16 protein-coding genes and 1 pseudogene are annotated in these 22564 nt (G+C 64.2%); 8 read left to right on the top strand and 9 right to left on the bottom strand.

What is annotated here, in order from left to right; translation table 11 throughout:
- Positions 1-77 precede the first annotated feature (77 nt).
- From ABIE53_RS11845 to ABIE53_RS11825, 5 genes and pseudogenes are all read right to left on the bottom strand, one after another.
- Positions 78-1013 (bottom strand): MaoC/PaaZ C-terminal domain-containing protein, encoded by a 936-nt coding sequence (locus tag ABIE53_RS11845; RefSeq protein WP_053858209.1) that lies wholly within the window; start codon positions 1011-1013, stop codon positions 78-80.
- 2 nt (positions 1014-1015) lie between these two features.
- Positions 1016-2458, bottom strand: coding sequence for a 3-oxoacyl-ACP reductase (locus ABIE53_RS11840; RefSeq protein WP_107706733.1), 1443 nt, complete (start codon positions 2456-2458; stop codon positions 1016-1018).
- A gap of 116 nt (positions 2459-2574) precedes the next feature.
- Positions 2575-5074 (bottom strand): annotated as a pseudogene (locus ABIE53_RS11835) (acyl-CoA dehydrogenase).
- 130 nt (positions 5075-5204) lie between these two features.
- Entirely contained in the window at positions 5205-6191 is a 987-nt protein-coding gene (locus ABIE53_RS11830) for a TetR/AcrR family transcriptional regulator (RefSeq protein ID WP_107706735.1), read from the bottom strand.
- Between the two features lie 389 nt (positions 6192-6580).
- The gene (locus tag ABIE53_RS11825; protein ID WP_053858205.1) at positions 6581-7828 is read right to left on the bottom strand and encodes an MFS transporter; all 1248 of its coding nucleotides are present in this window, start codon (positions 7826-7828) and stop codon (positions 6581-6583) included.
- A gap of 445 nt (positions 7829-8273) precedes the next feature.
- Between ABIE53_RS11825 and ABIE53_RS11820 the strand changes: the two genes are divergently transcribed.
- The gene (locus ABIE53_RS11820; RefSeq protein ID WP_044021885.1) at positions 8274-9467 is read left to right on the top strand and encodes a hybrid sensor histidine kinase/response regulator; all 1194 of its coding nucleotides are present in this window, start codon (positions 8274-8276) and stop codon (positions 9465-9467) included.
- Positions 9468-9500: 33 nt separating this feature from the next.
- Here the strand turns inward: ABIE53_RS11820 and ABIE53_RS11815 are convergent, their stop codons facing one another.
- On the bottom strand, positions 9501-12131 hold the full coding sequence (locus ABIE53_RS11815) for a response regulator (protein ID WP_192698861.1): 2631 nt from the start codon (positions 12129-12131) through the stop codon (positions 9501-9503).
- A gap of 28 nt (positions 12132-12159) precedes the next feature.
- Positions 12160-13374 carry a hypothetical protein gene (locus ABIE53_RS11810; protein ID WP_192698862.1) on the bottom strand — a complete coding sequence of 405 codons (1215 nt, stop codon included), beginning with the start codon at positions 13372-13374 and terminating at the stop codon, positions 12160-12162.
- A 412-nt stretch (positions 13375-13786) separates the two neighbouring features.
- On the opposite strand from ABIE53_RS11810, the gene ABIE53_RS11805 reads away from it, so the two are divergent.
- The 6 genes from ABIE53_RS11805 to ABIE53_RS11780 all read left to right on the top strand — a co-directional run bounded on the left by ABIE53_RS11805 (position 13787) and on the right by ABIE53_RS11780 (position 19499).
- On the top strand, positions 13787-14581 hold the full coding sequence (locus ABIE53_RS11805) for an OBAP family protein (RefSeq protein WP_107706737.1): 795 nt from the start codon (positions 13787-13789) through the stop codon (positions 14579-14581).
- A gap of 203 nt (positions 14582-14784) precedes the next feature.
- Positions 14785-15114: a four-helix bundle copper-binding protein gene (locus ABIE53_RS11800; protein WP_082367054.1), complete on the top strand. Its 330-nt coding sequence runs from the start codon at positions 14785-14787 to the stop codon at positions 15112-15114.
- Positions 15115-15130: 16 nt separating this feature from the next.
- Positions 15131-17257, top strand: coding sequence for a protein-L-isoaspartate(D-aspartate) O-methyltransferase (locus ABIE53_RS11795; RefSeq protein ID WP_107706825.1), 2127 nt, complete (start codon positions 15131-15133; stop codon positions 17255-17257).
- Positions 17258-17364: 107 nt separating this feature from the next.
- Complete coding sequence (locus tag ABIE53_RS11790; RefSeq protein WP_310073292.1) at positions 17365-17973, top strand: cytochrome b/b6 domain-containing protein; 609 nt, start codon at positions 17365-17367, stop codon at positions 17971-17973.
- A gap of 2 nt (positions 17974-17975) precedes the next feature.
- The gene (locus tag ABIE53_RS11785) at positions 17976-18767 is read left to right on the top strand and encodes a molybdopterin-dependent oxidoreductase (RefSeq protein ID WP_006051790.1); all 792 of its coding nucleotides are present in this window, start codon (positions 17976-17978) and stop codon (positions 18765-18767) included.
- 114 nt (positions 18768-18881) lie between these two features.
- Positions 18882-19499, top strand: a complete 618-nt coding sequence (locus ABIE53_RS11780; protein ID WP_006051789.1) for a hypothetical protein — start codon at positions 18882-18884, stop codon at positions 19497-19499.
- Between the two features lie 55 nt (positions 19500-19554).
- On the opposite strand, the gene ABIE53_RS11775 is transcribed toward ABIE53_RS11780, so the two are convergent.
- Together ABIE53_RS11775 and ABIE53_RS11770 are read right to left on the bottom strand one after the other, a co-directional pair.
- On the bottom strand, positions 19555-20397 hold the full coding sequence (locus ABIE53_RS11775) for an EamA family transporter (protein ID WP_192698863.1): 843 nt from the start codon (positions 20395-20397) through the stop codon (positions 19555-19557).
- 423 nt (positions 20398-20820) lie between these two features.
- Complete coding sequence (locus ABIE53_RS11770; RefSeq protein WP_107706739.1) at positions 20821-21333, bottom strand: low affinity iron permease family protein; 513 nt, start codon at positions 21331-21333, stop codon at positions 20821-20823.
- Positions 21334-21624: 291 nt separating this feature from the next.
- On the opposite strand from ABIE53_RS11770, the gene ABIE53_RS11765 reads away from it, so the two are divergent.
- A complete protein-coding gene (locus ABIE53_RS11765; RefSeq protein WP_107706740.1) occupies positions 21625-22485 on the top strand; it encodes a class I SAM-dependent methyltransferase in 861 nt (286 codons plus the stop codon).
- Positions 22486-22564: the final 79 nt, after the last annotated feature.

The raw sequence follows: 22564 nt of genomic DNA, 5'->3' as shown, positions 1-22564 counted from the left end.
GATTGATGTGGCTCGCGTAGACAGCGGCAAGCGCCGCTATCGTTGTTCCGGCGCGGGTCTGATTGCAGGACATGCGTTCATTGCAGTCTCCATTGCATGCGCCCGCGCAAATGCGGCTTTTCTCCAGCGATGTCGCGCACCTCGATATCGCGTTCGATCAGCGAGGACGACGCGCTCCATAGCGTCGCTTCGCCGGGCAGCAGCATCGGCAACTTGAATTCGGCGCTGAGCGTGGCTTCGGCAAGCGGCTTCGGCGGCTGCAATGACGATGCGGCGCGCGCAAGCGTCCACATGCCATGCGCGATCGCACGCGGAAAACCGAACGCCTTCGCGGAAAGCGCGCTCATATGGATCGGGTTGTAGTCGCCGGACACGCTCGCATAATCGCGGCCGAGTTGCGGCGCGAGCTGCCAGCGAGCGATGCGCTGCAACGCGGCGGCATCCACCACGAGCGGATCGAGCGGCGCGCCGCTCGCCGCCACGCCGCGCTTCAGATAAACGCTGTCGCCGTCCCACACCGCTTCGCCGCGCCGGTAAATGCGCGTATGCAGCAGGAACGCCTGGCCCTTGTCGTGACGCAGCAGCGCGCCGAACTCCACCTCGATACGCAAAACGTCCTTGTACGCGAGCGGCCGGCGCAGACGCACATGATTGGCGAGATGCAGCAGCCCGACCGCGGGCCACGGGAACGCCGGATCGGTGAGCATCAGCAGATGCAGCGGAAACGCGAGCAGATGCGGATACGTGAGCGGCACGCCGTGTTCGGGAATGAATCCGCACACGCGCGCGTAACGCCAGGCCGGCCCGGCATCGAGCGCGACGGCGGGGCGCACCAGACGCAACGCCGGCAACTGCGCTGGACGTCCGCGCTTGACGACGCCCGACAACGCGCGCGCATAAAGACGCGCCGGCGTGGGCAAGGTATCGATAACGACGGTCTTCGGCCGGACCGCATCGCGTTGCGCGAGAGTCGACGCGTGCTGGCCGCCGAACGGATCACCGGGTTCTTGCATGGTCACGCTCCGATCAGGCTTTGTCCGCACACGCGCACCACCTGGCCGCTGATGCCGCCCGAGCCCGGATGCGCGAGCCACGCGATGGTCTGCGCGACGTCGACCGGCTGGCCGCCCTGGGCGAGCGAATTCATGCGGCGGCCGGCCTCGCGAAGCGTGAACGGCATCTTCGCGGTCATCTGCGTTTCGATGAAGCCCGGCGCGACCGCGTTGATCGTGATGCCGCGCGCGCGCAACAGCGGCGCCATGCTTTGCACGCGGCCGATCACACCCGCTTTCGACGTCGCGTAGTTGGTCTGCCCGAGATTGCCCGCAATGCCGCTGATCGACGACACGGCGACGATGCGGCCGCCGTCGCGCAGAATGCCGGCCGCGAGCAACGCGTCGTCGATGCGCTCCTGCGCGCACAGGTTGATGTCGATCACGCTCTGCCACATAGCGGCGGTCATCTTCGCGATGGTTTTGTCCTTCGTGATGCCGGCGTTGTGCACGATGATGTCGATGCCCTGATCGTCGAGCGCGGCGGCGATCTGCGCGGGCGCTTCGGGCGCGGCGATGTCGAAGGCGAGCGCGGTGCCGTTCAACTGGCGCATGGTCGCGTCGAGCGCGTCGCGTGCCGACGGAATGTCGATGCCGATCACATGCGCGCCTTGCGCCGCGAGCACGCTTGCAATGGCCGCGCCGATGCCGCGCGCCGCGCCCGTCACCACCGCGCGCTTGTTCGCGAGCGGCGCTTGCCAATCGAAGGCCGCGGCTTTGCCGTCTTTCGTAAGCGAACGCGTGGCGCTCGAGTCGGGGCCGTCGGCGGTAATGTGCACGACCTGACCCGACACGTACGCCGAGCGCGGCGACAGAAAAAAGCGCAGCGTGGCCTCGATCCGCGCTTCAGCGCCTTCGCCGACATAGACCAGGTTCGCGGTGATGCCGCGCCGCGCTTCCTTGCCGAGCGATCGCGTGAGGCCTTCGAGCGCGCGCTGCGCGGTCCATTGCCGCGGATTCGCGCAGTCTTGCGGCGGCCGCCCGAGCACAATGATGCGCCCGCACTTGCCGAGCGAGCGCAGCGTGTCGTGGAAGAACGCATGCAGCGGCTCCATCTGGCTGCTGTCCTCGATACCGCTCGCATCGAAGATCAACGCGGCAAGACGCGTGGCCGAGCCTGCCTCCGCCGCCTGAAAACGCCCCGTCATCAGACCGTGACGATGCGCGAGCGGCATCCACAAGCCGGCGCTTTCATGCGCGACGCTCGTCACGCCGATGCTTGCGACGAGATTCGCGAGCGCATCCAGCAGATGCGGCCCGCGTCCCGCGCCGATCGCAATCAGGCCGTCGAACTCGGGGCGATCCGCGCGATAGCGGCGCAGCACCTCGGGCTTCGGCAGACCCAGCGAACGCGCAAGACGCGCGCCGAACGGCGAATTGACGAAGTTCAGGTAAGAGTCGTTCATGTTGTTGGTTGCTCCGCTGGACACGTCCGCACGTCCGTCAGTGTGCACTGAGTTTCGCGCATCGGCGTGTTTCGCAGCGAGGTTTTTTCATGGCGAGGCCCGAGCCCTGCTGCGCGTCACAGCGCGACTTCGAGCGCCGTTTCGAGTGCGTCCTTGCGTCGTTGCAGACTGGCGAGCAGGTCGAAGTCGGCGGGGAAGTCGTCGACCTTCACGACGTGTGCCGCGTAGCGCGCGTACTCGTCGAGCACGCGGCGCTCGTCGGCGTCGATCAGGCCTTGCTGCAGCGCGGCGTCGGCCCATGCGCCCAGTTGCACGACGCTCTGCGGCATCGGCTCGAGGCGGCGCGCTTTCACCGCTTCGCGAAGCTTCTGCTCGATCTGCGTGAAGCGCGGGTTCAGCTCGAACACGAGTTCGCCGTAGCCCAGCGCATCGACGTCGGGATGCGGCACGTACGAGTCGGACACCAGCCGGTTGCGCGCCCGCGCCCGGCGTCTGCATCAGTTCCGCGATCGCGCTGCCGAGGCGGTCGGACGGCTCGCGATGCGGCAGGCCGAACGGGAAGGCGAGCACACGCACGAGGCCGGCGGCAAGGCGATTCGGATAATTGGCGAGCACGCCGTCGAGCGCCTGTTGCGCGCGATACAGCGAGTCCTCCACGCCCCAGCGCACGAGCGGCAGATCGTCTTCCTGACGGCCTTCGTCCTCGAAACGCTTCAGCGTTGCGGAGATCAGATAGAGCTGCGAGAGCACGTCGCCAAGACGCGCCGAAATGCGTTCGCGGCGTTTCAGATCGCCGCCGAGCACGAACATGGAGACATCCGCGAGCAGCGCGAAAACCGTGGCGATGCGCGTGGCCGCGCGATAGTACGCGTGCAGCGGCGCATGCGCGGCGCGCGGCGTGGCGATGAAGGCGCCGCCCGTGATGCCGTACACGACACTACGCACGACGTTCGACAGCGTGAAGCCGACGTGGCCGAAGAAGGCGTCGTCGAAATCGCGCAGCGCTTTGGCGCGGTCGGCTTCGCGCGTTGCGCTCATTTCCTTCAGCACGTACGGATGGCAACGAATCGCGCCCTGACCGAAGATGATCAGGCAGCGCGTGAGAATGTTCGCGCCTTCGACGGTGATCGCAATCGGCACCTGCTGATAGGCGCGTGCGAGAAAATTCGACGGCCCCATGCAAATGCCCTTGCCGGCGGTGACATCCATTGCGTCGTTGATGACCATGCGCGCGCGCTCGGTGATGTGATACTTCGCGATCGCCGAAATCACCGAAGGCTTTTCGCCGAGATCTACCGCATGCGCGGACAGGCGGCGCGCGGCGTCCATCACGTACAGATTGCCGCCCATGCGGCCGAGCGCTTCCTGCACGCCCTCGAACTTGCCGACGGCCGTGCGGAACTGGCGGCGCACGGCGGCATACGCGCCCGTGCCGCGCACGGCGAGCTTCGCCATTCCCACATTCGACGACGGCAGCGAAATCGCCCGGCCCGCCGCGAGACATTCCATCAGCATGCGCCAGCCGTTGCCCACTTGCGCGCGTCCGCCGATCACCCACTCGAGCGGAATGAAGACGTCCTTGCCGGAGTTCGGGCCATTCTGGAACACCGCGTTGAGCGGCCAGTGACGGCGCCCGATGTTCACGCCCGGATGATCGGTCGGAATCAGTGCGCACGTGATGCCGGGTTCGTCGTTCGAGCCGAGCAGACGGTCGGGATCGAGCGCGCGAAACGCGAGGCCGAGCACGGTGGCAATCGGCCCGAGCGTGATGTAGCGCTTGTCCCAGGTGACGCGAAAGCCGAGCGTCTCGCGGCCTTCGTGCATGCCTTTACACACGATGCCGACATCGGGAATCGCGGCGGCGTCCGAGCCGGCGTAGGGACTCGTCAGTGCGAAGCAGGGGATTTCATCGCCGCGCGCGAGACGCGGCAAATAGTGGTTCTTCTGCTCGTCGGTGCCGTAGTGCATCAGCAGTTCGGCGGGGCCGAGCGAATTGGGCACCATCACCGAAACGGCCGCGGCCGAGCAGCGCGTGGCGAGCTTCATGATGACCTGCGAATGCGCGTACGCGGAGAACTGCTTGCCGCCATACTGCTTCGGAATGATCATGCCGAGAAAGCCACGCTCCTTGATGAACTGCCACGCTTGCGGCGACAGGTCCTGCCACACCATCGTGGTTTCCCAGTCGTTCGCGAGGTCGCATAGCTGTTCGCATTCGTTGTCGAGAAAGGACTGCTCTTCGGCCGTCAATGTTGCTGGGCCGTAGCCTAGCAGCGTGTCCCAATGCGGACGGCCGGAGAAGAGTTCGGCGTCCCACCAGACGGTGCCGGCTTCGATCGCGTCACGCTCGGTCGGCGACATGTCCGGCAAGATCTTGCGGAACGTGTCGAGCACCGGCTTCGCGAGCCACGCGCGGCGCAGCGGCTTCACGGCGAGCACGAGGGCGGGCAGGACCAGCACGATCGCGAACAGCGTGGTCGCGGCCACGCCCGCCGCTCCGCTCACGCGCACGGCGGCGACCCACGCGACCATGAAGACCAGCCACCAGAGCGCGCGCGCCTGAACGTACACGAGCGCAAGCGCGCCGACGACCAGCAGTAGAACGAACCACGACATGACGTTTCCTCCCTGTTTCGATGATGCGCGCGAACGCATCCACGGCGCGTGGACGGTTCGCTTTTTTGATGTTGTGCGAGCAGGCTTGGCGTCGATTGGCGCTTGGCCTGCTTTTTGTCGAACGGCGTTTTTATGTCGCGCCGTGCCACACCTGCTGCAACGGACAGGCTTCTATCGCACTGCCGCGAGACTCGCCGTCGAGGCTCGCATGTGCCGGTGTATGTGCATGTGTATGTGCATGTACATGTGCTGATGCAGCCGACATGCCTGGGTTGCCTCGCGAAGCAGATGACCTCGCTGAGTCGTCAGCGTCGCGATGTGCTTCGTTCGCGGCATCGTTCGTAGCGTGTTGGCTGTTCTGCGCGGCCGTGGCGGTGCTCGCGTCGCTGTCCGCATCCGCTTCGGCATCCGTATCCGTCGCGTCGCCGAGCACCGCCGCGAACATCGCCAGTTGCGACGCGTCGGGCAGCGGCGCCTTCAGTGCGGCGACCATCAGCGATGCAAGACGGGCGATCAGTTGCAGGTCGTTCATCGACTTGCCCTGCGAGAACTCCGCGATCAGGCTCTCGGTGTCGGCGCCTGCCAGCACGCCCGACAACGCGCCGATCGCAAAGTGCAGACGCCAGCCGAGTTCCTCGCGCGGCAGATGCGGCAGCGCGCGCTGGAACGCGTCGAAAAAACGCACGGCCACCGACGCATAGTGCGCATTCAGAAAGTCGCGAATGAAGGCGGACGGGTCCGTGTAAGCGCGGCCGAGCAAGCGCAAAAATGCCTTGCCGCCGACGCGCGGATCGCGCGACAGCCGCAGCGCCGGAATGAACATCGCGCCGAGCACATGCTCGCAGGTGAGCCGTTCGCCGAGCATCTGATCGAAGCGATCGAGCAGCTTGACGCGCTCTTCGTTGAGGCGGTCGAGCCGGCGCGACAGCATCGAGTGAATCAGCGATTCCTTGCTGCCGAAGTGATAGTTGACCGCCGCGAGATTCGCTTCGGCGCGCGAAGTGATCTGCCGCAGCGACATGGCCTCGTATCCGCAATCGATGAAGAGCGTCTCAGCGGCGTCGAGAATGCGTGACTTCGTATCGCCGGCGTGCCGGCTTGTTGTGCGACCTGCCATGTTGCGTCTCCCAGTTGCCGGGCGCCCGGCCCGCAAACAGGCGATTCAAATGTCAATTTGAAACAGCCGTTTTTTTCAGGATATGAAGGATGGTGAAGCTGAGCAAGGGTTGCGTGTCGATTAACTCCTCTAGAAGACTCAAGGTTGGGCGCAACGCTTCGCGCGCGAAAAATAAAAAGGCCGTTCCGACGAATCGGAACGGCCTCGTATGAATCGGTGCTGATCGGTACTCTGTTTGGCCTGCGCTTATGCGCTAGTTCAAGCGGCACGCGCGCTATGTATGCCGTGGTGCTCTGTGCATACAGGCTGCGTGCCGTGGCGGTTCGAGCCGCCTTGTCGTCTATTGTGCCCGATAACCGCGCGGCGAAACAGTTGTTTGGTTCGAACGCTTAAAGCTGTCCTCCAACGGGGCGGCCTTGCACGTGTTCGCCGACATGCGCGGCCGACTGCGTCATGTCGATGCCGCGGCGCTCGCGGCTAAACGGAATCAGCGCGCAGATCACGAGCGCGACGACGCCGATCACGACGGCCATCACGAGTGCATAGTTGTTGCCGTGGGCTTCGGCGGCGCTCGCCTGCAGCGGTCCGTTCACGGACGCAATCAGATTGCCGAGCTGATACACGAGACCAGGGAAGGTCGCGCGGATTTCATCGGGCGAGATCTCGTTCAGATGAACCGGTATCACGCCCCATGCGCCTTGCACGGAGATCTGCATCAGGAACGCGCCCACCGCGAGCAGCACCGGCGTGCTCGAAAAAGCCCACAGCGGCAGCACCGGCAGAGCGATCAGCGCGGCGATAAAGATTGCGCGCTTGCGTCCGATCTTCTCCGACAACATGCCGAAAAAGAGCCCGCCGCAAATCGCGCCGATGTTCAGCGTGATCGTGATGAGCGACACCGTGTGCGCGTCGAACTGATGCTGCACGCGCAAGAAAGTGGGGTACAGGTCCTGCGATCCGTGAGAGAAGAAGTTGAACGCGGTCATCAGCACGATCGCGTACAGCGACAGCTTCACGTTCTTTTTCAACGTGGCGACGAGGCCGGGCCGTGCCTGCTTTTCGAGTGTCTTGAACGCGGGCGATTCCGGCACGTGCGCGCGAATGTACAGCACCAGCAGCGCGGGCAACACGCCGACGAAGAACATGCCGCGCCAGCCGATATACGGAAAGAAGAGGCCGAACACCACCGACGCGAGCAGGTAGCCGCTCGGATAGCCCGCTTGCAGCAAACCGGAGACGATGCCGCGCGACTTCGGGGGCACGGTCTCCATCGTCAAGGCGCCGCCCACGCCCCATTCGCCGCCCATCGCAATACCGAACAGCGCGCGCAGCACCAGCAGCGTGGCGAGGTTAGGGGAGAAACCGGATAGCAATTCGAGCAGCGAGAAGCACGCGATGTTGACCATCAGCGTGGGCCGGCGGCCGTAGCGGTCGGCGAGCCAGCCGAAAATGAGCGCGCCGACCGGCCGCATCATCAGCGTCAGCATAATGCCGAACGCGACATCGGGGATTTTCGTATTGAATTCCGCTGCAATATCTTTCAATACGAAAACCATCAGAAAGAAATCGAATGCGTCGAGTGTCCAGCCGAGATAGGCGGCGATCGTGACGTTTCTCTGCTCGCGTGTCCAGCTCATGGATTGTTCTCCTGGTCTCCATTCCGTTTTCGGTAAGCCGCGCGCGATGCCGATGACCGACACGCCCGTGGCATGGTCTTCGAGCGCGAGTGTACGCCGACCTTTAAGCGTCTGCAGGAATCCGCGCAGCGTTATCGGTGTTAATCCTGGAGCAATTATCGTGCTGAATGCGCAATTGAAGCCGAGTGTCGGTTTAATGTAATTATTGTATCGGGCTTGTTTGCGAAAGTGCATGCGATATGTAATGGAATGAATCGCGGAATGAATTGCGGAATGGATTGCCGATCAATTGCCCGATCAATTGCAAACGCGGCCTCATCCGGTCGCAATGACTTCGCCGTTTTGCGTAGCCCCGCAAGCTTTTCCGATGCGCCCGCGCCGCAACGGTAGAATGCAATCGACCGCCGACTGTCGGCATCCACGAATGGATGTGCCCGAAAACGCAATGAGCGATTCAACACAAACGACAAATCAGACGGCAACGCCCGCGCCGCTCCAAACACCGTTCTCCGTCCTGTTCGTCGACGACGATGAGATGTCGCGCAACCACTTCGCCCGCGCCGTCCGCGACGATTACCGCGTGCATCTCGCGCGCGACGCCGACGAAGCGATGGCGCTGCTGCACGATCTGGGTCCCGAGATTGCCGTGCTCGTCACCGACTTTCGCATGCCGGGCCGCGACGGCGGCCATCTGCTGCGCGAAGTCGGAGAAACGTATCCGCAGATCGTGCGCATCCTCGTGACCGCGTATGCCGACAAGGACATGCTGCTGCAAACCTTCAATACCGGCGACCTGTTCCGCATCCTCGAAAAGCCGCTTCGCGTGGAGTCCGTGCGCGAGGTGCTGCGGCAGGCGGTGACGCGGTACGCCGAGCGCGAAACGCGTCAGCAGCGGCTGCTCGCGATGGACGAGACGCTTGCGTTCCTCGCTCACGAACTGAACACGCCGCTCGCCGCGATCTCGCTCTTTGCGCGCTCGGTGGAGAACGACGTCGCGCAGGACTACGATCCCGAGCGTCAGCGCGAGATCGGTCTCGCGGCCACGTCCATGCTCAACAACGCGCAGTATTGCCTGACGCTGATCTCGTCGTTCTGGGCGACGGTGCACAAGAGCGGCGGCCCGCAGCCGGCGTCGGGCAGCGCGGCGCGCGAGGTGAAGGCGACGCGCCTCATCGCCACCTTGCTCGACTCGTATCCGTTTGCGGGCGCACAGCGCGAATGGGTCGCCGTCGACGCGCGCGGCGATTTTGTCATTCACGCGATGCCCAATTGCGTCGCGCTGGTTCTCTCGTCGCTGATCTCGAATGCGTTGCGCGCGCTCGACGGTTGCCCCGCGCCTTCGTTGCGTGTCGAAGTGGTAAGCGAACCGGAGCCGGAAATTCGTCTGCACGACAATGGTCCGGGCATCGAACCGGAGGTCAAGGCGCGCTTGCTGCTCGATCCGGTGACGACGCACGCCGGCCGCGGCGGTCACGGCATGGGCATGATCTTTTGCAACCGCATCATGCAATCGTTCGGCGGCGGGCTGCGGATCGAATCGGCGGTCGGCGAGGGCACGACCGTGACGATGCGCTTTCCGGGCATCAGAGGCCGGGTGCAGAGTGGCGTCGGCGAAGCGCGCGACAGCGGCGCGATCTGACTCGATAGTTTGACGCGGACGCCTTAGTCTTAGTTAATGCTCGCGCATCGCGATGCCGTTCGCGCTTGCCGACGCGGGATCGCCTGACGATTCGGGCGGGCCAGGCCTTACTGTCACCGACTCGAGATACCGACGCAGCGCCTCGGTCGAGCGCTCGCCGAGTTCGCCGATCCGTTCCAGCCAGTCGGGTTCCGCGGGCCATGCGCCTTCGAGCGTGCGTGGATAAATTTGCCGCGTGTACTGCTGCAACGCCTTCGCGCCGATGTTGCCGCTCGCGCCGAGCAGCAGATGCAGCGCGCCATGCGTGGCGTCCAGGTCGCGGTCCGCGGCGTGCGCACGAAGCTGCGAAATCAGCGTGCGAATCTGCTCGATACCGCTTGAAAACGTCTCGTCGATGAGGCCGAGCGCGGCCAGCTCGCGCAGATGGTTCGTGTCGAGGAGATCGTTCTTGAGGATTGCGTTTTGCGTGTTGCCGGAGTCGAGCAGCGTCGGCAAGCGCCGCAGCTCGACCGCAGCGCCGGCACCGTTGCCACTTTTGCCACTCTTGCCGCCACCACCGCCACCACCACGCTGTTGCGCAAACTGCCTCGTCAGACACGCGTACAACGACCCGCCTTGCACCGGCTTGACCATGACCTCGTTCATCCCCACGCTCATGCACGCCTGCACCGAGCCAATATCCGACTGGCTCGTGAGCGCGATGATCGGCACGCTCGCGTGCGCGTCGGTGCGTGCGCGAATGGCCGCGGCCGTCTCGAGCCCGCCCATGCCCGGCATGTTCATGTCCACCACGATCGCGTCGATGACGGGCTCCTCATCGAGCCGTTCCAGCACCGCCTGTCCATGCTCCGCTTCGACGACGCTCGCGCCGAAGCGCTCCAGATACGCCTTGGCGACGAGCCGGCTGTAGGTGTCGTCGTCGGCGACGAGAATCGACTTGCCGGAGAAGTCGTCGAAGCGCTGGTTCAGATGGCGCCGGTTGCCGTTCTCGAACAGCGCCTGCAGCGACGTGAACAGTTCCATCACGCTGCACGACTTGCTGATCATGTCGTCCATGCCGGCACGGCGCGCCAGCACTCGCGCGATGTTGCCCGGCTCCGACGTGTACGCGGCAACCAGCACGTTCCAGTTCGGATGATCGCGGTCCGCGCGCAACTGTTCGGTGGCGGTGTAGCCGTCGAGCACCGGCATGTTGACGTCCATCAGCACGAGGTCGTAAGCCGTCGCTTCGCGCAGCATCGTCAACGCGGTATGGCCGTTGTCGGCCTCGCTCACCTGCATGCCGACCTTCGATAACGTGCGTCGCGTGCGCATGCGCTGAGCGGCGTCGTCGTCGACGAGAAGAACGTGCTTGCCGTCGAGCACCGTCGTTGCGCGCGCAACGACAGCGCGCTCGTGCGCGGCGACCTCGCTTTCGGTGACGGGCGGGAACTGCAGCGTGAATTGCGTGAACTTGCCGGGCTCCGACTTGCACGCGATGCTGCCGCCGAACGCACGCATCGCGCGCTGGCAGTACGCGAGCCCGAGGCCAGTGCCGGCCGAATTGCCGGCGGTGCGAAACGGCTCGAACAGATGCGGCAGGATTTCCGGCGCGACGCCGCTGCCGGTGTCGTGCACCGTGACCGTATGCCGGTCCACCGTCAGCGTGAGCGTGGCCGAAGCAAGCGGCGCAATGTGATGCAGCGCGTTCTTGATCAGATTGAAAAGCGTGAACAGGTAGACGGTTTCGTCGACCTTGAACATGAAATCCTCGAGCACGACGAGGCGAACCTTGCCGCGCTCCTTTTTATCCGCGAAGCCGTATTCGTCGAGCGCCTTGCGCGTGGTGGCCGCCGCGCTCAGGTAAGTGAGCGAGTCGGAGCGGATCTGTTTCGCGCTGACTTCGTCGAGCGTCATCGCAATCACGCGCAGGCCGCGCTCGATCGACAACTGCCCATGCGCGATATGCCGGTACAGCAGGCCCGCGCCTGCACCGGACAGAGCGGGCCCGCGGCCGGTTTCGGTGAGCGCGGGCAGCGTTTCTTCGACGCGATCCAGAACGTGCTTCAACTGGCTGAGCGGGTTGCGCATTTCATGCGCGATCGACCCGGCGAGCGCCTGCAGCGCGCGATTTTTCTCGACAAAGATGCGTCCCTTGCTGATCGCATGAGCGAAGGCCATGCTGCACAGCACGACGACCGGCAGCACCGCGAGATCCGATTGATTCGCCGTACTGAGCACGATAGGAGCGGGCGAACTGGCCACCGCGGCCCATGCGCCCGACAGCATGCCGATGCCGATGCAGCCCATCAGCAGGAAAGGGTTGTCGATGCACAGCGCCATGATGAAGATCATCATGACCTCCGTCATCATCCACATGGTGGAGAACGAATTCCGGATAGCCAGGAACGTGCAAACGAACGGCAGCACGTAGATCAGGCAGATGTGCCAGTAGATCAGCAGGTACTGGTTGAAGCGCTTCGGCCAGCGCGCCTGGAAGATCAACGGAATGCAGAGCAACGCGGCGCTCAGACGCAGCGCCAGGTTGTCGTACGGCTGCGGCAGGATGTAAGTCCAGACCAGGTAATAGATGGGGTGGCACACGAGGCCGAGTACGCCTCCCCATCGAATTGCAAACCGGCTTCGTTCAAGCACGTCCTGCATGCTTTCGCGCGGTATGATCATCTGGCCTCCAGAGACATTGACGACCCGGTCAAGTCATATTTGCAGTCACGCCCAGATCGAGGTTGATCGCCGAGCCGTCTTTGCCGTGAAAAGGTCCGACCGAGAATCCGTACTTTTTCAGCAGGCCATGAGTATAGGAGACGGACCACACAGGCGGACTGCCGATGATGAAGTCCGAAGCAATCCCTTCCTGCCAGGCGGCATAGCCCTCGGCGAAACAGGTATAGCAGTCGCGCGTGGTGGGCAGTCGGAACGGGAACCTCGAATCGAGACCGGCGGGGCCGCGCGCGAAGCATTCAATATATAGCGTATGTCCGCGCGACGCGAGTTCCGCTTCCACGCTTGCCGCGCGCGGATGCGAGTCGTCGATCCAGAAGCGCGCGCGCCTCAGATCGGCGGCGGTGAGATACGGCACGCTGGTGCTGCTCGCGAGGATCGCGCCGTCGAACTGCGGCAACGGCGTGTCGGGGCTGAAGGTGTGGACCGATACCTTCGTGCGCCCGAGCAGGTCGGCCGCCATCAGTTCGCGCGCCTGGTCCGCCAGCAGATTGACCTTGTCGGGCAGGTCGATCAGCACCAGTTCCGTCGGTGTTTCCTTGTACAGCAGATATTTCGCCACCGTGGTGCCGAGCCGTCCGGCCGCGCCGAAGAGCGCGAGCTTGGTCTTGCCGAACTCGAGGTCGAGTTCGTTGCAGCAGTGAATCGCCCAGTCCTTCAGCATGGCCGCAGTCGCTGCATGGCCCGTGGTGATGTGGGGCGGCTTCGTCTGCCGCGGCAGCGCCCCATAGTTGCAGGCATAAGGCGTCGAGGCGCCCATTGCCACCATGTTCAAGCCGGCCTGCCTCGCCAGTTCCAGCGCGGGGAAGAATTGCGTTTCGCGAAACCGCTTGATGCCGCGTGGACTGCCGAGCCAAAGCTCGAGCGGCACCGGGCAGGCAATGTTCGCGCCGATCATCTGCGAGCCCGAATAGATCGGCGACGCGATAAAAGGCTTGGTGCGCCAAAGCTCTTCTTCGAATGACTCGCTTCGGGTTTTGACATTGTGAAAGGAGAAAGCAAGCGTATCCCAGTCTGTAGCGTGAAAGAGAAAGCCGACACCGCCCTGGCCCGCCGGCAGATTGTCGCGAATCTGCTCGGGGTGGATCGTGTGCTTGAGTGTCAGCGGCGCACCGGATAGATGCAGCCTCGAGGTGCCGTGCCCGTGTTGGCCGGTCGATCGATCTTTGTAAAGAGACGTTCCCATTTGTTTTTCCCTGGTTTCCTCTGGATGACCCGCGCTGCGTGTTAGCGCGGCTTCGCCAGCCGCCATTGGCCGGCGATCCATCAACTCTAGAGAAATCCAATAGTTTTTGTCCGTGTGTTCGTGCGCATCGCCCGCCGTTGGGGGGATTGGGCGGCTTGGACCGCGCCGGCTTGGCGGGATTTGCGGCTCGGGCGGGCGGTCGGCTGACGGCCGGCTTGCTGCGAATCGCGCGCGGCTGGGCATAGGCGATGCTGGCTTTGATCAGGCTGGGCCTGAGCCTGAGCCTTCGACGGCGCCGCCGCCAGGCAACCCGCCGTGCGGACGCGTCAGCGCCGCCTCGCCTTGAAACCGAACCGCCGCGCGAAGCCGGACTGCCACGCGCCGGCCGCGCCCATCCGTGGAGGAAACCCGTATGAACCGACCTGCCGCGTGCGGCTGCCGCCGCGCTTTCACGTCGTCGATACTCAAAAGCGTGCTGCTGCTGCCGTTCGCGAGCCTCTTCGTGCCCGAGGCGCGGGCGCAGCACAATCTCGGCGTGCCGCCGCCGGGGTCGCAAAAGAGCGCAAAGAGCAAGGCGCTCGACGCGGGCGCCGACGTCTTGCAGAACCGCAAGCCGATCGACGCGATGAGCGCCTACCTGAACGGCTTTCATTTTTACGCGGACGACATGGGCCGCCAGGTCGAGGCGCATCACTTCTGCACGCATGTGACCGAGGATTTTCACCAGTGCGTGATCTTCGATTCCAACGAGAGCAACGCGAAGCTGATCGGCATCGAGTACATCGTCAGCGAGCGCATTTTCAAATCGCTGCCCGACGACGAAAAGAAGCTCTGGCACAGCCATCATTACGAGGTGAAGTCGGGCGAACTCGTCGCGCCGCGCATTCCCGAACTCGCCGAACATGCGCTGATGCAGGACCTCGTGACGACCTACGGCAAGACCTGGCACACATGGCAGATCGACCGCGACGCGAGCCTGCCGCTCGGCATCCCGCAACTGATGATGGGCTTCACACGCGACGGGCAGATCAATCCGCCGATGCTCGACGCGCGCGACACGCGGTTTCGCACGTCGACCGTCGAAGAGAGACGCAAGCGCGCCGACATCGCCGAGCCGCAAGTCGTGAAGGGCGCGAACGCGTGGGAAAGCGGCAAGACCGTGCAACTGACGTTGGCCGAAGTTGACGTGAGAAATCTGCGGCGCTGACACGCATCGGCACGCGAGGTTTGCCTAATACCCGCGCCTGCGAATCGCGAGCGCATTGGCACCGAAACACTGCGGCGCGACGCTGCTGCCCAAGCAGAAAAACCGCAGCCGGAATGCGCTTTGCTGCTCATCATGCAGGACGCGCGACGCGAGAGCGCGTTGCGTCGTCGATTGAAAATTCGACTCGTCAGATGGAGGTCACCATGACGCACGAACAGTTTCAGTCCTGTATTTCAGCCTGCGATGCGTGCGCGCTCGCCTGCGGCCACTGCGCCGGCTCTTGCCTCGCGGAAGAGGGCGTGGCCGACATGACCCGATGCATCGAACTCGACATCGATTGCGCGGCGGCTTGCCACTTCGCATCGGCTGCGATGGCGCGCGGCAGCAGCGAGGCAGCCACGATCTGCCGCATGTGTGCCGACATTTGCGACGCCTGCGCAGCGGAATGCGAAAAGCACGAAGCGCAGCACTGCAAGGATTGTGCTGCGTCGTGCCGCGCGTGCGCGAAAGCGTGCCGCGCAATGGCATCGTGATGCGTGAAGGCCCATGATGGACGAATCGACAGTCAATGAAGAGGCGTTCGACGAAGCGCGGCAGCAGATGGTCGAAAGCCAGATCGCCGCGCGCGGCGTGCGCGATGCGCGCGTGCTCGACGCGATGCGCGAGGTGCCGCGGCATCTGTTCGTGCCGCCGGAGCTTGCCGAGTTTGCCTACAGCGACACGCCGTTGCCGCTGGACGATGGCCAGACCATCTCGCAGCCGGTGATCGTCGCGCGCATGCTGGAGGCGGCTCAGTTGTCGCCTGGCGATCGCGTGCTCGATGTCGGCACCGGTTCGGGGTATGCGGCGGCCGTCGCGTCGCGGATCGTGGCCCACGTGGACAGCATCGAACGGCATGCGTCGCTCGCCGACAGCGCGCGGCAAGCGCTGCACGAGCACGCTTTCGACAATGTCGTCGTGCATCACGCGGACGGCACGCGCGGCTGGCCCGCCGCGGCGCCGTTCGATGCGATCATCGCGGCTGCCGGCGGCCCCGATGTGCCGCAGGCGTGGCGCGAGCAACTGGCGATCGGCGGCAGGCTCGTGATGCCCGTGGGGGCGTCGACGGAGACGCAGCGGCTTATCAAGGTCACGCGCCGCAGCGACACGGAGTTCGACGAAGAGGACATCTGCGGCGTGCATTTCGTGCCGCTGATCGGCGAGCAGGGCTGGCCGGAGGAAGACGGCGTTGCGGCGGCGGGTGCTGAGCAGTCGAGTGAAGCGGGTGGTGGCGTTTCGGTGGATGAGCCGCAGGGGCAAGAACGAGGGCCAACCCGAGGGCGAACGCAAAGACCAACGCAAAGACCAACGCCTAAGCAAGCGCGAACCCAGCGGCAACCCCATTCGCTCGCCGGCCTGATCGCAGCGAGCGCGCGTCCGCTGCCTGAGCCCGAAGACGAAACCTTCGCCGACGCGTTCGATCATCTGCGCACGAAGCGAGTGGTGCTGCTCGGCGAATGCAGTCACGGCACGTCGGAGTTTTACCGGGCGCGTGCGGCGATTACGCGGCGGCTCGTCGAGCGGCATGGCTTCATGATCGTCGCAGTGGAAGCGGACTGGCCCGATGCCGCGGTCATCGACAGTTACGCACGCGCGCGCGAGCCGCGCAACGGCGAGCCGCCGTTCCAGCGCTTCCCGGTATGGATGTGGCGCAACGAAGAGTTCGCGGCGTTCGTCCGCTGGTTGCGCGCGCATAACGAACAGCAGAGCGACGGGCGGCGCTGTGGTTTTTATGGGCTCGACATGTATAGCCTGTCGGCGTCGATTGCCGCCGTGCTCGATTATCTCGATCGCACCGATCCCGAGGCAGCCAGGATCGCACGCGAGCGCTACGGCTGCCTCACGCCGTGGCAGAAGGACCCGCAAGTGTACGGACGCGCGGCGTTTTCGGCGGGCTTCAGGACTTGCGAGAATGCGGTGATCCAGCAGTTGCAGGACCTGTTGCGCAAACGGCTCGACGAGGCCAACGTCGACGGCGAGCACTGGTTCGATGCGACGCAGAATGCGCGGCTCGTGGCATCGGCGGAACGTTATTACCGGACCATGTACCGCAGCTCCGCCGCAAGCTGGAACCTGCGCGACACGCACATGTTCGAGACGCTCGAAAGCCTGCTCGACTCGCAAGGCCCCGACAGCCGCGCGGTGGTGTGGGCGCATAACTCGCACATCGGCAACGCGGCCGCGACCGAAATGGGCCGCGTGCGCAACGAGCTGAACGTGGGGCAGCTATGCCGCGAACGTTTCGGTGACGCCGCGGCATTGATCGGATTCGGCACGCATGCTGGCGACGTCGCCGCCGCGTCCGACTGGGACGGACCGATGGAAATCAAGGCGGTGCGGCCTTCACGCGAGGACAGTTACGAGTATCAGTTTCATGCGTCCGGCGAGCCGCGCTGCGTCGTGGACCTGTCGAACGGCGCGGACGCGCTGCTGCGCGCGCGCTTGAGCGAGGCGCGGCTCGAACGCTTTATCGGCGTGATTTACCGGCCCGAGACCGAACTGCATAGCCACTATGCGGAAGCCGTGTTGCCCGAGCAATTCGATGCCTATGTCTGGTTCGACACGACGCGCGCCGTCGAGCCGCTGGCCACGCGCGCGACCGAACGCGCGCCGGACCTGTATCCGTTTGGCGTATGAAGGGTGGAGCCGAAATAAATTTATCGTGCGATGGAATAGCTGCCCACACGCGCTGTTAACGCCCATGACAGTGCCGATTTTTTGCAGCTATCCACCACGAGGCCGCCTTGAATTACGCCAGAATTCGTCATGCCACGATTCAACCCGCATGGGTTCGGATCTCACACTGGGTCAACGCGCTCGCCGTCACGCTGATGGTGATGAGCGGTTGGCAGATCTATAACGCTTCGCCGATCTTCGCGGGTGTGCGGTTTCCTGCCGCCATCACGCTGGGCGGCTGGCTCGGCGGCGCGCTGCAATGGCATTTCGCGATTATGTGGATGCTGGTCGCGAATTTCGCCGTGTACGTCGCGCTCAATGTTGCTTCGGGCCGTTTGCAGCGCAAGCTGTTGCCGCTCAGCATGCGCTCGCTGATGAGCGATCTCGCCGCCGCGCTGCGCGGCAAGCTCGGGCACGACGACCTCGCGCATTACAACGCGGTGCAGAAGTTCGCGTACCTCGTGGTGATCGTCGATATTGTGCTCGTTATCCTGTCGGGGCTCGCGATCTGGAAGTCCGTGCAGTTCCCGCTGCTGCGCACGCTGATGGGCGGATACGACAACGCGCGGGTCGTGCATTTCGTCGGGATGAGCGTGCTGGTGGCGTTCTTCGTCGTGCATGTGGCGATGGTCGCGCTGGTGCCGCGCTCGCTTCTCATAATGATTCGGGGGCGCTGATCATGACGCTTCGAAACAAGTCAGGAAGGCTAAGCGAATTTGCTTCGTCGCATGCCGAGAGCATCATCAAGGATGCGCGCAACGAGCTCAAGAATCCCGCACGCCGCCTGCTCGGCAAGCGCATTCTCACGCTCGGCGGAATCGCGATGCTGTCGGGCTGCGATCTGTCGAACGACAAGTCCGTGAACAGCATGTTGCGCAAGATGTCGTCCTTCAACGACGACGTGCAGGCGCTGCTCTTCAGTCCGACTACGCTCGCGCCGACCTATCCGGAGTCGATGATCACGCGGCCGTTTCCGTTCAACGCGTTCTACGATATCGACGACGTACCCGAGGTCGACGCCGCGAGCTATCGGCTGCAAGTGAGCGGCCTTGCCAACGGCAAGCGCGTGTGGACACTCGACGAACTGCGCGCGTTGCCGCAGGAAAGCCAGATCACGCGCCATATCTGCATTGAAGGCTGGAGTGCGATTGGCCGTTGGGACGGCGTGCGCTTTGCATCGTTCCTCAAGCAAGCGGGCGCCGATCTGACCGCGAAATATGTGTCGTTTCATTGCGCGGACAACTACTGGACCAGCATCGACATGCCGACGGCGCTGCATCCGCAGACGCAACTCACGCTCGGTTACGACGGCGAGACGCTGCCGCCGAAATATGGTTTCCCGATGAAGCTGCGCATGCCGACCAAGCTCGGCTACAAGAATCCGAAGCATATCGTCGCGATCAGCGTGACGAACGACTATCCCGGCGGCTACTGGGAGAACCAGGGCTATAACTGGTTCGGCGGTTCGTGATTTGCAGCGGGCCGTTCAGGGTGTTGCAGTTTCGGTTTGCATTGTCGTTTTGCAGTCCCCGCTTTGCAGTTCTTTTTTGATCGTTTTCGATCGTTTCTCACGGAGCATTCATTCATGTCTATTCGCCTGAAAATCGGCATCACGCTCGCGACGCTCGCCTTTGCCGGCGCCGCGCTCGCACAGACGCCCGCCGCCAAACCGTCGCGCATTCGCGGCGATATCGTTTCGCTCGACGGCGACGTGCTGAAGGTGCATCGCCGCAGCGGCGACACGGTATCGATTGAACTGAAGCCGGCTGTCGCCGTGTCGGCGGTCAAGTCGATGCAGCTTTCCGACATCAAGCCGGGCTCGTTCGTCGGCACGGCCGCGACGACCGGCACTGACGGCAAGCTCACGGCAACCGAAGTCGTCGTCTTCCCCGAAGCCGCGCGCGGCACGGGCGAGGGTCACTATGGCTGGGACCTCGGCCCCAACAGCACGATGACGAATGCGAACGTCGACACGGTGGTCCAGGGCACGAGCGGCCGCAACCTGAAGCTCTCGTACAAGGGCGGCAGCAACGAGGTGACGGTGCCGCCGAACGTGCCTGTCGTGACCTTCACGCCGGCTGCCCGTTCGGATCTGACGCCGGGCAAGAAGGTGTTCGTCGTGGCAACCGCCGCATCGCAGGGCGGCGCGTATGTCGCTCAGCGCGTGGTCGTCGAAAAGGATGGCGTCGCGCCGCCGATGTAATGGGCGCTAGTGCGGCAAGTGCGGCAAGCGCGGCGGCGCGGCGAGGGCTTGAGCATCAGAGCCCGAGACAAACCGCGCCGGCCGCGACCACCACGCAGGCAAGCCAGCGCTTGCCGTTGACCGTTTCGCCGAGGAACACGCGTCCGATCAGCACGGCGAACACCACGCTGGTCTCGCGCAACGCCGAGACGGTGCCCATCGCGCCCGACTGCATCGCCCAGATCACGATGCCGTACGCCGCCACCGACACAAGCCCGCCCACGAGCGACGAGCCGACCGCCGCCGGCGCCGAGCGTATCGGCATCCGCAGCGCGGGCAGCCCGCGCCTCGCGATGAACAGCAGCGGCATCAGCCAGTAGAACAGGAACATCCACGCGGTGTAGGCAAGCGCCTCGCCGCCGGACAGCCGCACGCCGATGCCGTCGATCACCGTATAGAGCGCGATGGTCGCGCCGGTCGTCAAGGCGGCCAGCACGCCCGCGCGCGACACGCGCCCCGCTTGCAGTGCAATGGCGATGATGCCGCCGGAGATCATCGCGATCCCGAGCGCGTGCAGCGGGCCGATCGCCTCGTGAGCGAAGAGCGCCGCGCCGAGCGTGACGAGAAGCGGCGACGAGCCGCGCGCGACCGGATACGCCTGCGCCAGATCGCCGCGTCGGTACGCGTGCACGAGGCTCGCGTTGTAGCCGATATGCACGAGCCCCGATGCGACCACATACGGCCACGCCGCGGCGGCCGGCAGCGACGTGAACAGAACGATGACCGTGCTGACCGCCGCGATGGCGATGCTCATCCACGTCATCGACAGGAAACGGTCGCGGTTGCCGTGCAGCAACGCGTTCCAGCTTGCATGAAGCAGGGCCGCGACGAGGACGAGACCGCCGGTATAGCTGAGCATGCGCGGGTCAGGCCAGGGGTACGGGAAGCGGACTTGCAGGCGCGAAAGCGGGGACAACGGCTTGAGCGATGTTCATGGTTTTTCTGTTGCAGCGTGGTTGGCGTAAGGCGGATCAGGTGCCGACGCGCGAGCGCGCGTGAGGCCGCGCGAAGCGTTCGATCTTAAACGGAATTCACAGGGATTGCCCGCGCGTCTCGCAAGGGCCTGCACGGCGGAGGAGCGTCGGTGCGCGGCAAGCGCTCGACGTTTCGCCGGTGTCGCTTGAGGAGCAGAGCCGCGAGTTGAACGATGCGGTGGCCGTGTTTCGTTTGAAGGGAGACGCGGTGGTGCGGTGAGGCGAAGCGGCCTTCTTTGCTGTTATCGATGGGTGCGTGGTTCGCCTCGCCTGGCCGCGTTGCGTTGCGTCGCGTTAGGAAACGTGCGCTAGTTTTTTCGCTCGTGTGGGTTTGGTGTGTCTCGCTTGTCTTGCTTGTCGTCGTCACGATGGCGGTCGTCGTCGCTCCGCTTTTCGTCGCTCATGTCGCGATTGTCGACGAACGGCGAATCGGTATCGCTGCCGCCTTTGCGCAGCGCGACGCGCGCATCTTTCGCGAGATTTTCGTACTGTTTGCGAAAGCGCGTGAGGTCTTTCTCCTCCAGTTCTTCGAGATCGAGCAGTGCGTTATGCGCGCCTTCGATCGCGCGGATCAGTTCGTCGAGCTTGATCTGCATCGCGGCCGTATCGCGGTTCTGCGTGTTCTGGATCAGGAAGACCATCAGGAACGTGACGATCGTCGTGGATGTGTTGATCACGAGCTGCCACGTGTCGCTGTAGTGAAAGAACGGCCCCGTAACGGCCCACACGATCACGAGCGAGACGGCGATGACGAAGGTGCCCGGCCGGCCGGTCATCGTCGAAAGATAGCTCGCGAAGTTCGAAAACCATCTGCTGCTCATGGCGATCTCCCTGAGGTCTGGTCTGGTTCATAGGATGATCGCATAGAGATGCGAAGGGATCGGATGTTGAGTGGCGATTCGGCGCGGTGGGGATCTGTATGGTGTTGTGTGCCGATGCTATGCTTTTTGTTTGCTGCGGGCTGGGCGCGCAGAGCAGAGGTTATGGCGCGGAGCTTTCCGTGCGTGGGTTGCCGCGTACTGAGACTGCGGTGCTGCGCTCTGTGCTGCTGCTCCCCCAGCCGGCGATGAAGCGAAGCACACGCATCGCATAAATGAGGAGGATCGGCGATCATGAACGAAGAGCGAGAGCTGGCACCCGACAGCACCGCGGCCCGCGTCGCCCTGTGGCGTGCGTTGCATACCGAGGCAGACGCCGCGCCGCATGTTTTCGACGATTCCATTGGGCTGAAGCTGCTGTCTCCTGGCGACGACTGGCGTCAGCGCGGCGACATGGACCCGCAATTCACGCGTCCGTTTCGCGCATCGATCGTGGCTCGCGCTCGCTTCATCGAAGATCTCGTGGCCGAGCAGGCCGCGCACGGAATCGATCAGTATGTGATACTTGGCGCGGGCCTCGACAGTTTTGCGCAGCGCAGGCCCGAGCTTGCTTCACGCCTCACCGTGTTCGAGATCGATCAGCCTGTGCCGCAGGCGTGGAAACGTCGGCGGCTGATTGAGCTCGGCTTCGGCATTCCACAGTGGCTGCGTTTCGTGCCGGTCGATTTCGAGGCCGGCGAAGCGTGGCGCGAGCGGCTGATGGCCGAGGGCTTCGACAGCAGCAAGCCGGCAATCGTGGTCTCGACGGGCGTGAGCATGTATCTGACACGCGATGCAAACGCGGCCACGCTGCGCGAAGTCGCGGCCTTCGCGCGCGGATCGACGCTCGCCATGACTTTCCTGCTGCCGCTGCAGATGGCAGACCCCGAGGTACGCCCCGGACTGGAAATGGCGGAGAAGGGCGCGCTCGCAAGCGGCACGCCTTTTCTCAGCTTCTTCACGCCGGCGGATATGCTGGCTCTTGCGTACGAAGCCGGGTTCACGCAGGCCCGGCACGTTTCGGCGGCAGATCTCACGCAGCGCTACTTCGCGGACAGGACCGACGGTTTGCGTCCGCCGAGCAATGCTGAAGAGCTATTGGTCGCGAGTATGTAAGGCTGTTCTTGGCGGACGCCGCTGAGCGGCCTTCCGCGCTTAGTGTCGCGAGTACCTGGCCCGCTCTTGACGGACGCCC

The organism is Paraburkholderia sp. OAS925 (genome assembly GCF_040543975.1).
GTDB classification, from domain to species: domain Bacteria; phylum Pseudomonadota; class Gammaproteobacteria; order Burkholderiales; family Burkholderiaceae; genus Paraburkholderia; species Paraburkholderia graminis.
The sequence above is the reverse complement of the archived record's forward strand: the minus strand, read 5'-3'. Positions and strand labels throughout refer to the sequence as shown.

Excerpts from the sequence above, each read along its gene's own strand:
- ABIE53_RS11810 (WP_192698862.1), bottom strand. The coding sequence starts at position 13,374 with ATGGGAACGTCTCTTTACAAAGATCGATCGACCGGCCAACACGGGCAC.
- ABIE53_RS11765 (WP_107706740.1), top strand. The coding sequence starts at position 21,625 with ATGAACGAAGAGCGAGAGCTGGCACCCGACAGCACCGCGGCCCGCGTC.
- ABIE53_RS11795 (WP_107706825.1), top strand. The coding sequence starts at position 15,131 with ATGGACGAATCGACAGTCAATGAAGAGGCGTTCGACGAAGCGCGGCAG.
- ABIE53_RS11775 (WP_192698863.1), bottom strand. The coding sequence starts at position 20,397 with ATGCTCAGCTATACCGGCGGTCTCGTCCTCGTCGCGGCCCTGCTTCAT.
- ABIE53_RS11820 (WP_044021885.1), top strand. The coding sequence starts at position 8,274 with ATGAGCGATTCAACACAAACGACAAATCAGACGGCAACGCCCGCGCCG.
- ABIE53_RS11800 (WP_082367054.1), top strand. The coding sequence starts at position 14,785 with ATGACGCACGAACAGTTTCAGTCCTGTATTTCAGCCTGCGATGCGTGC.
- ABIE53_RS11815 (WP_192698861.1), bottom strand. The coding sequence starts at position 12,131 with ATGATCATACCGCGCGAAAGCATGCAGGACGTGCTTGAACGAAGCCGG.
- ABIE53_RS11825 (WP_053858205.1), bottom strand. The coding sequence starts at position 7,828 with ATGAGCTGGACACGCGAGCAGAGAAACGTCACGATCGCCGCCTATCTC.
- ABIE53_RS11805 (WP_107706737.1), top strand. The coding sequence starts at position 13,787 with ATGAACCGACCTGCCGCGTGCGGCTGCCGCCGCGCTTTCACGTCGTCG.
- ABIE53_RS11845 (WP_053858209.1), bottom strand. The coding sequence starts at position 1,013 with ATGCAAGAACCCGGTGATCCGTTCGGCGGCCAGCACGCGTCGACTCTC.
- ABIE53_RS11780 (WP_006051789.1), top strand. The coding sequence starts at position 18,882 with ATGTCTATTCGCCTGAAAATCGGCATCACGCTCGCGACGCTCGCCTTT.
- ABIE53_RS11830 (WP_107706735.1), bottom strand. The coding sequence starts at position 6,191 with ATGGCAGGTCGCACAACAAGCCGGCACGCCGGCGATACGAAGTCACGC.
- ABIE53_RS11785 (WP_006051790.1), top strand. The coding sequence starts at position 17,976 with ATGACGCTTCGAAACAAGTCAGGAAGGCTAAGCGAATTTGCTTCGTCG.
- ABIE53_RS11770 (WP_107706739.1), bottom strand. The coding sequence starts at position 21,333 with ATGAGCAGCAGATGGTTTTCGAACTTCGCGAGCTATCTTTCGACGATG.
- ABIE53_RS11840 (WP_107706733.1), bottom strand. The coding sequence starts at position 2,458 with ATGAACGACTCTTACCTGAACTTCGTCAATTCGCCGTTCGGCGCGCGT.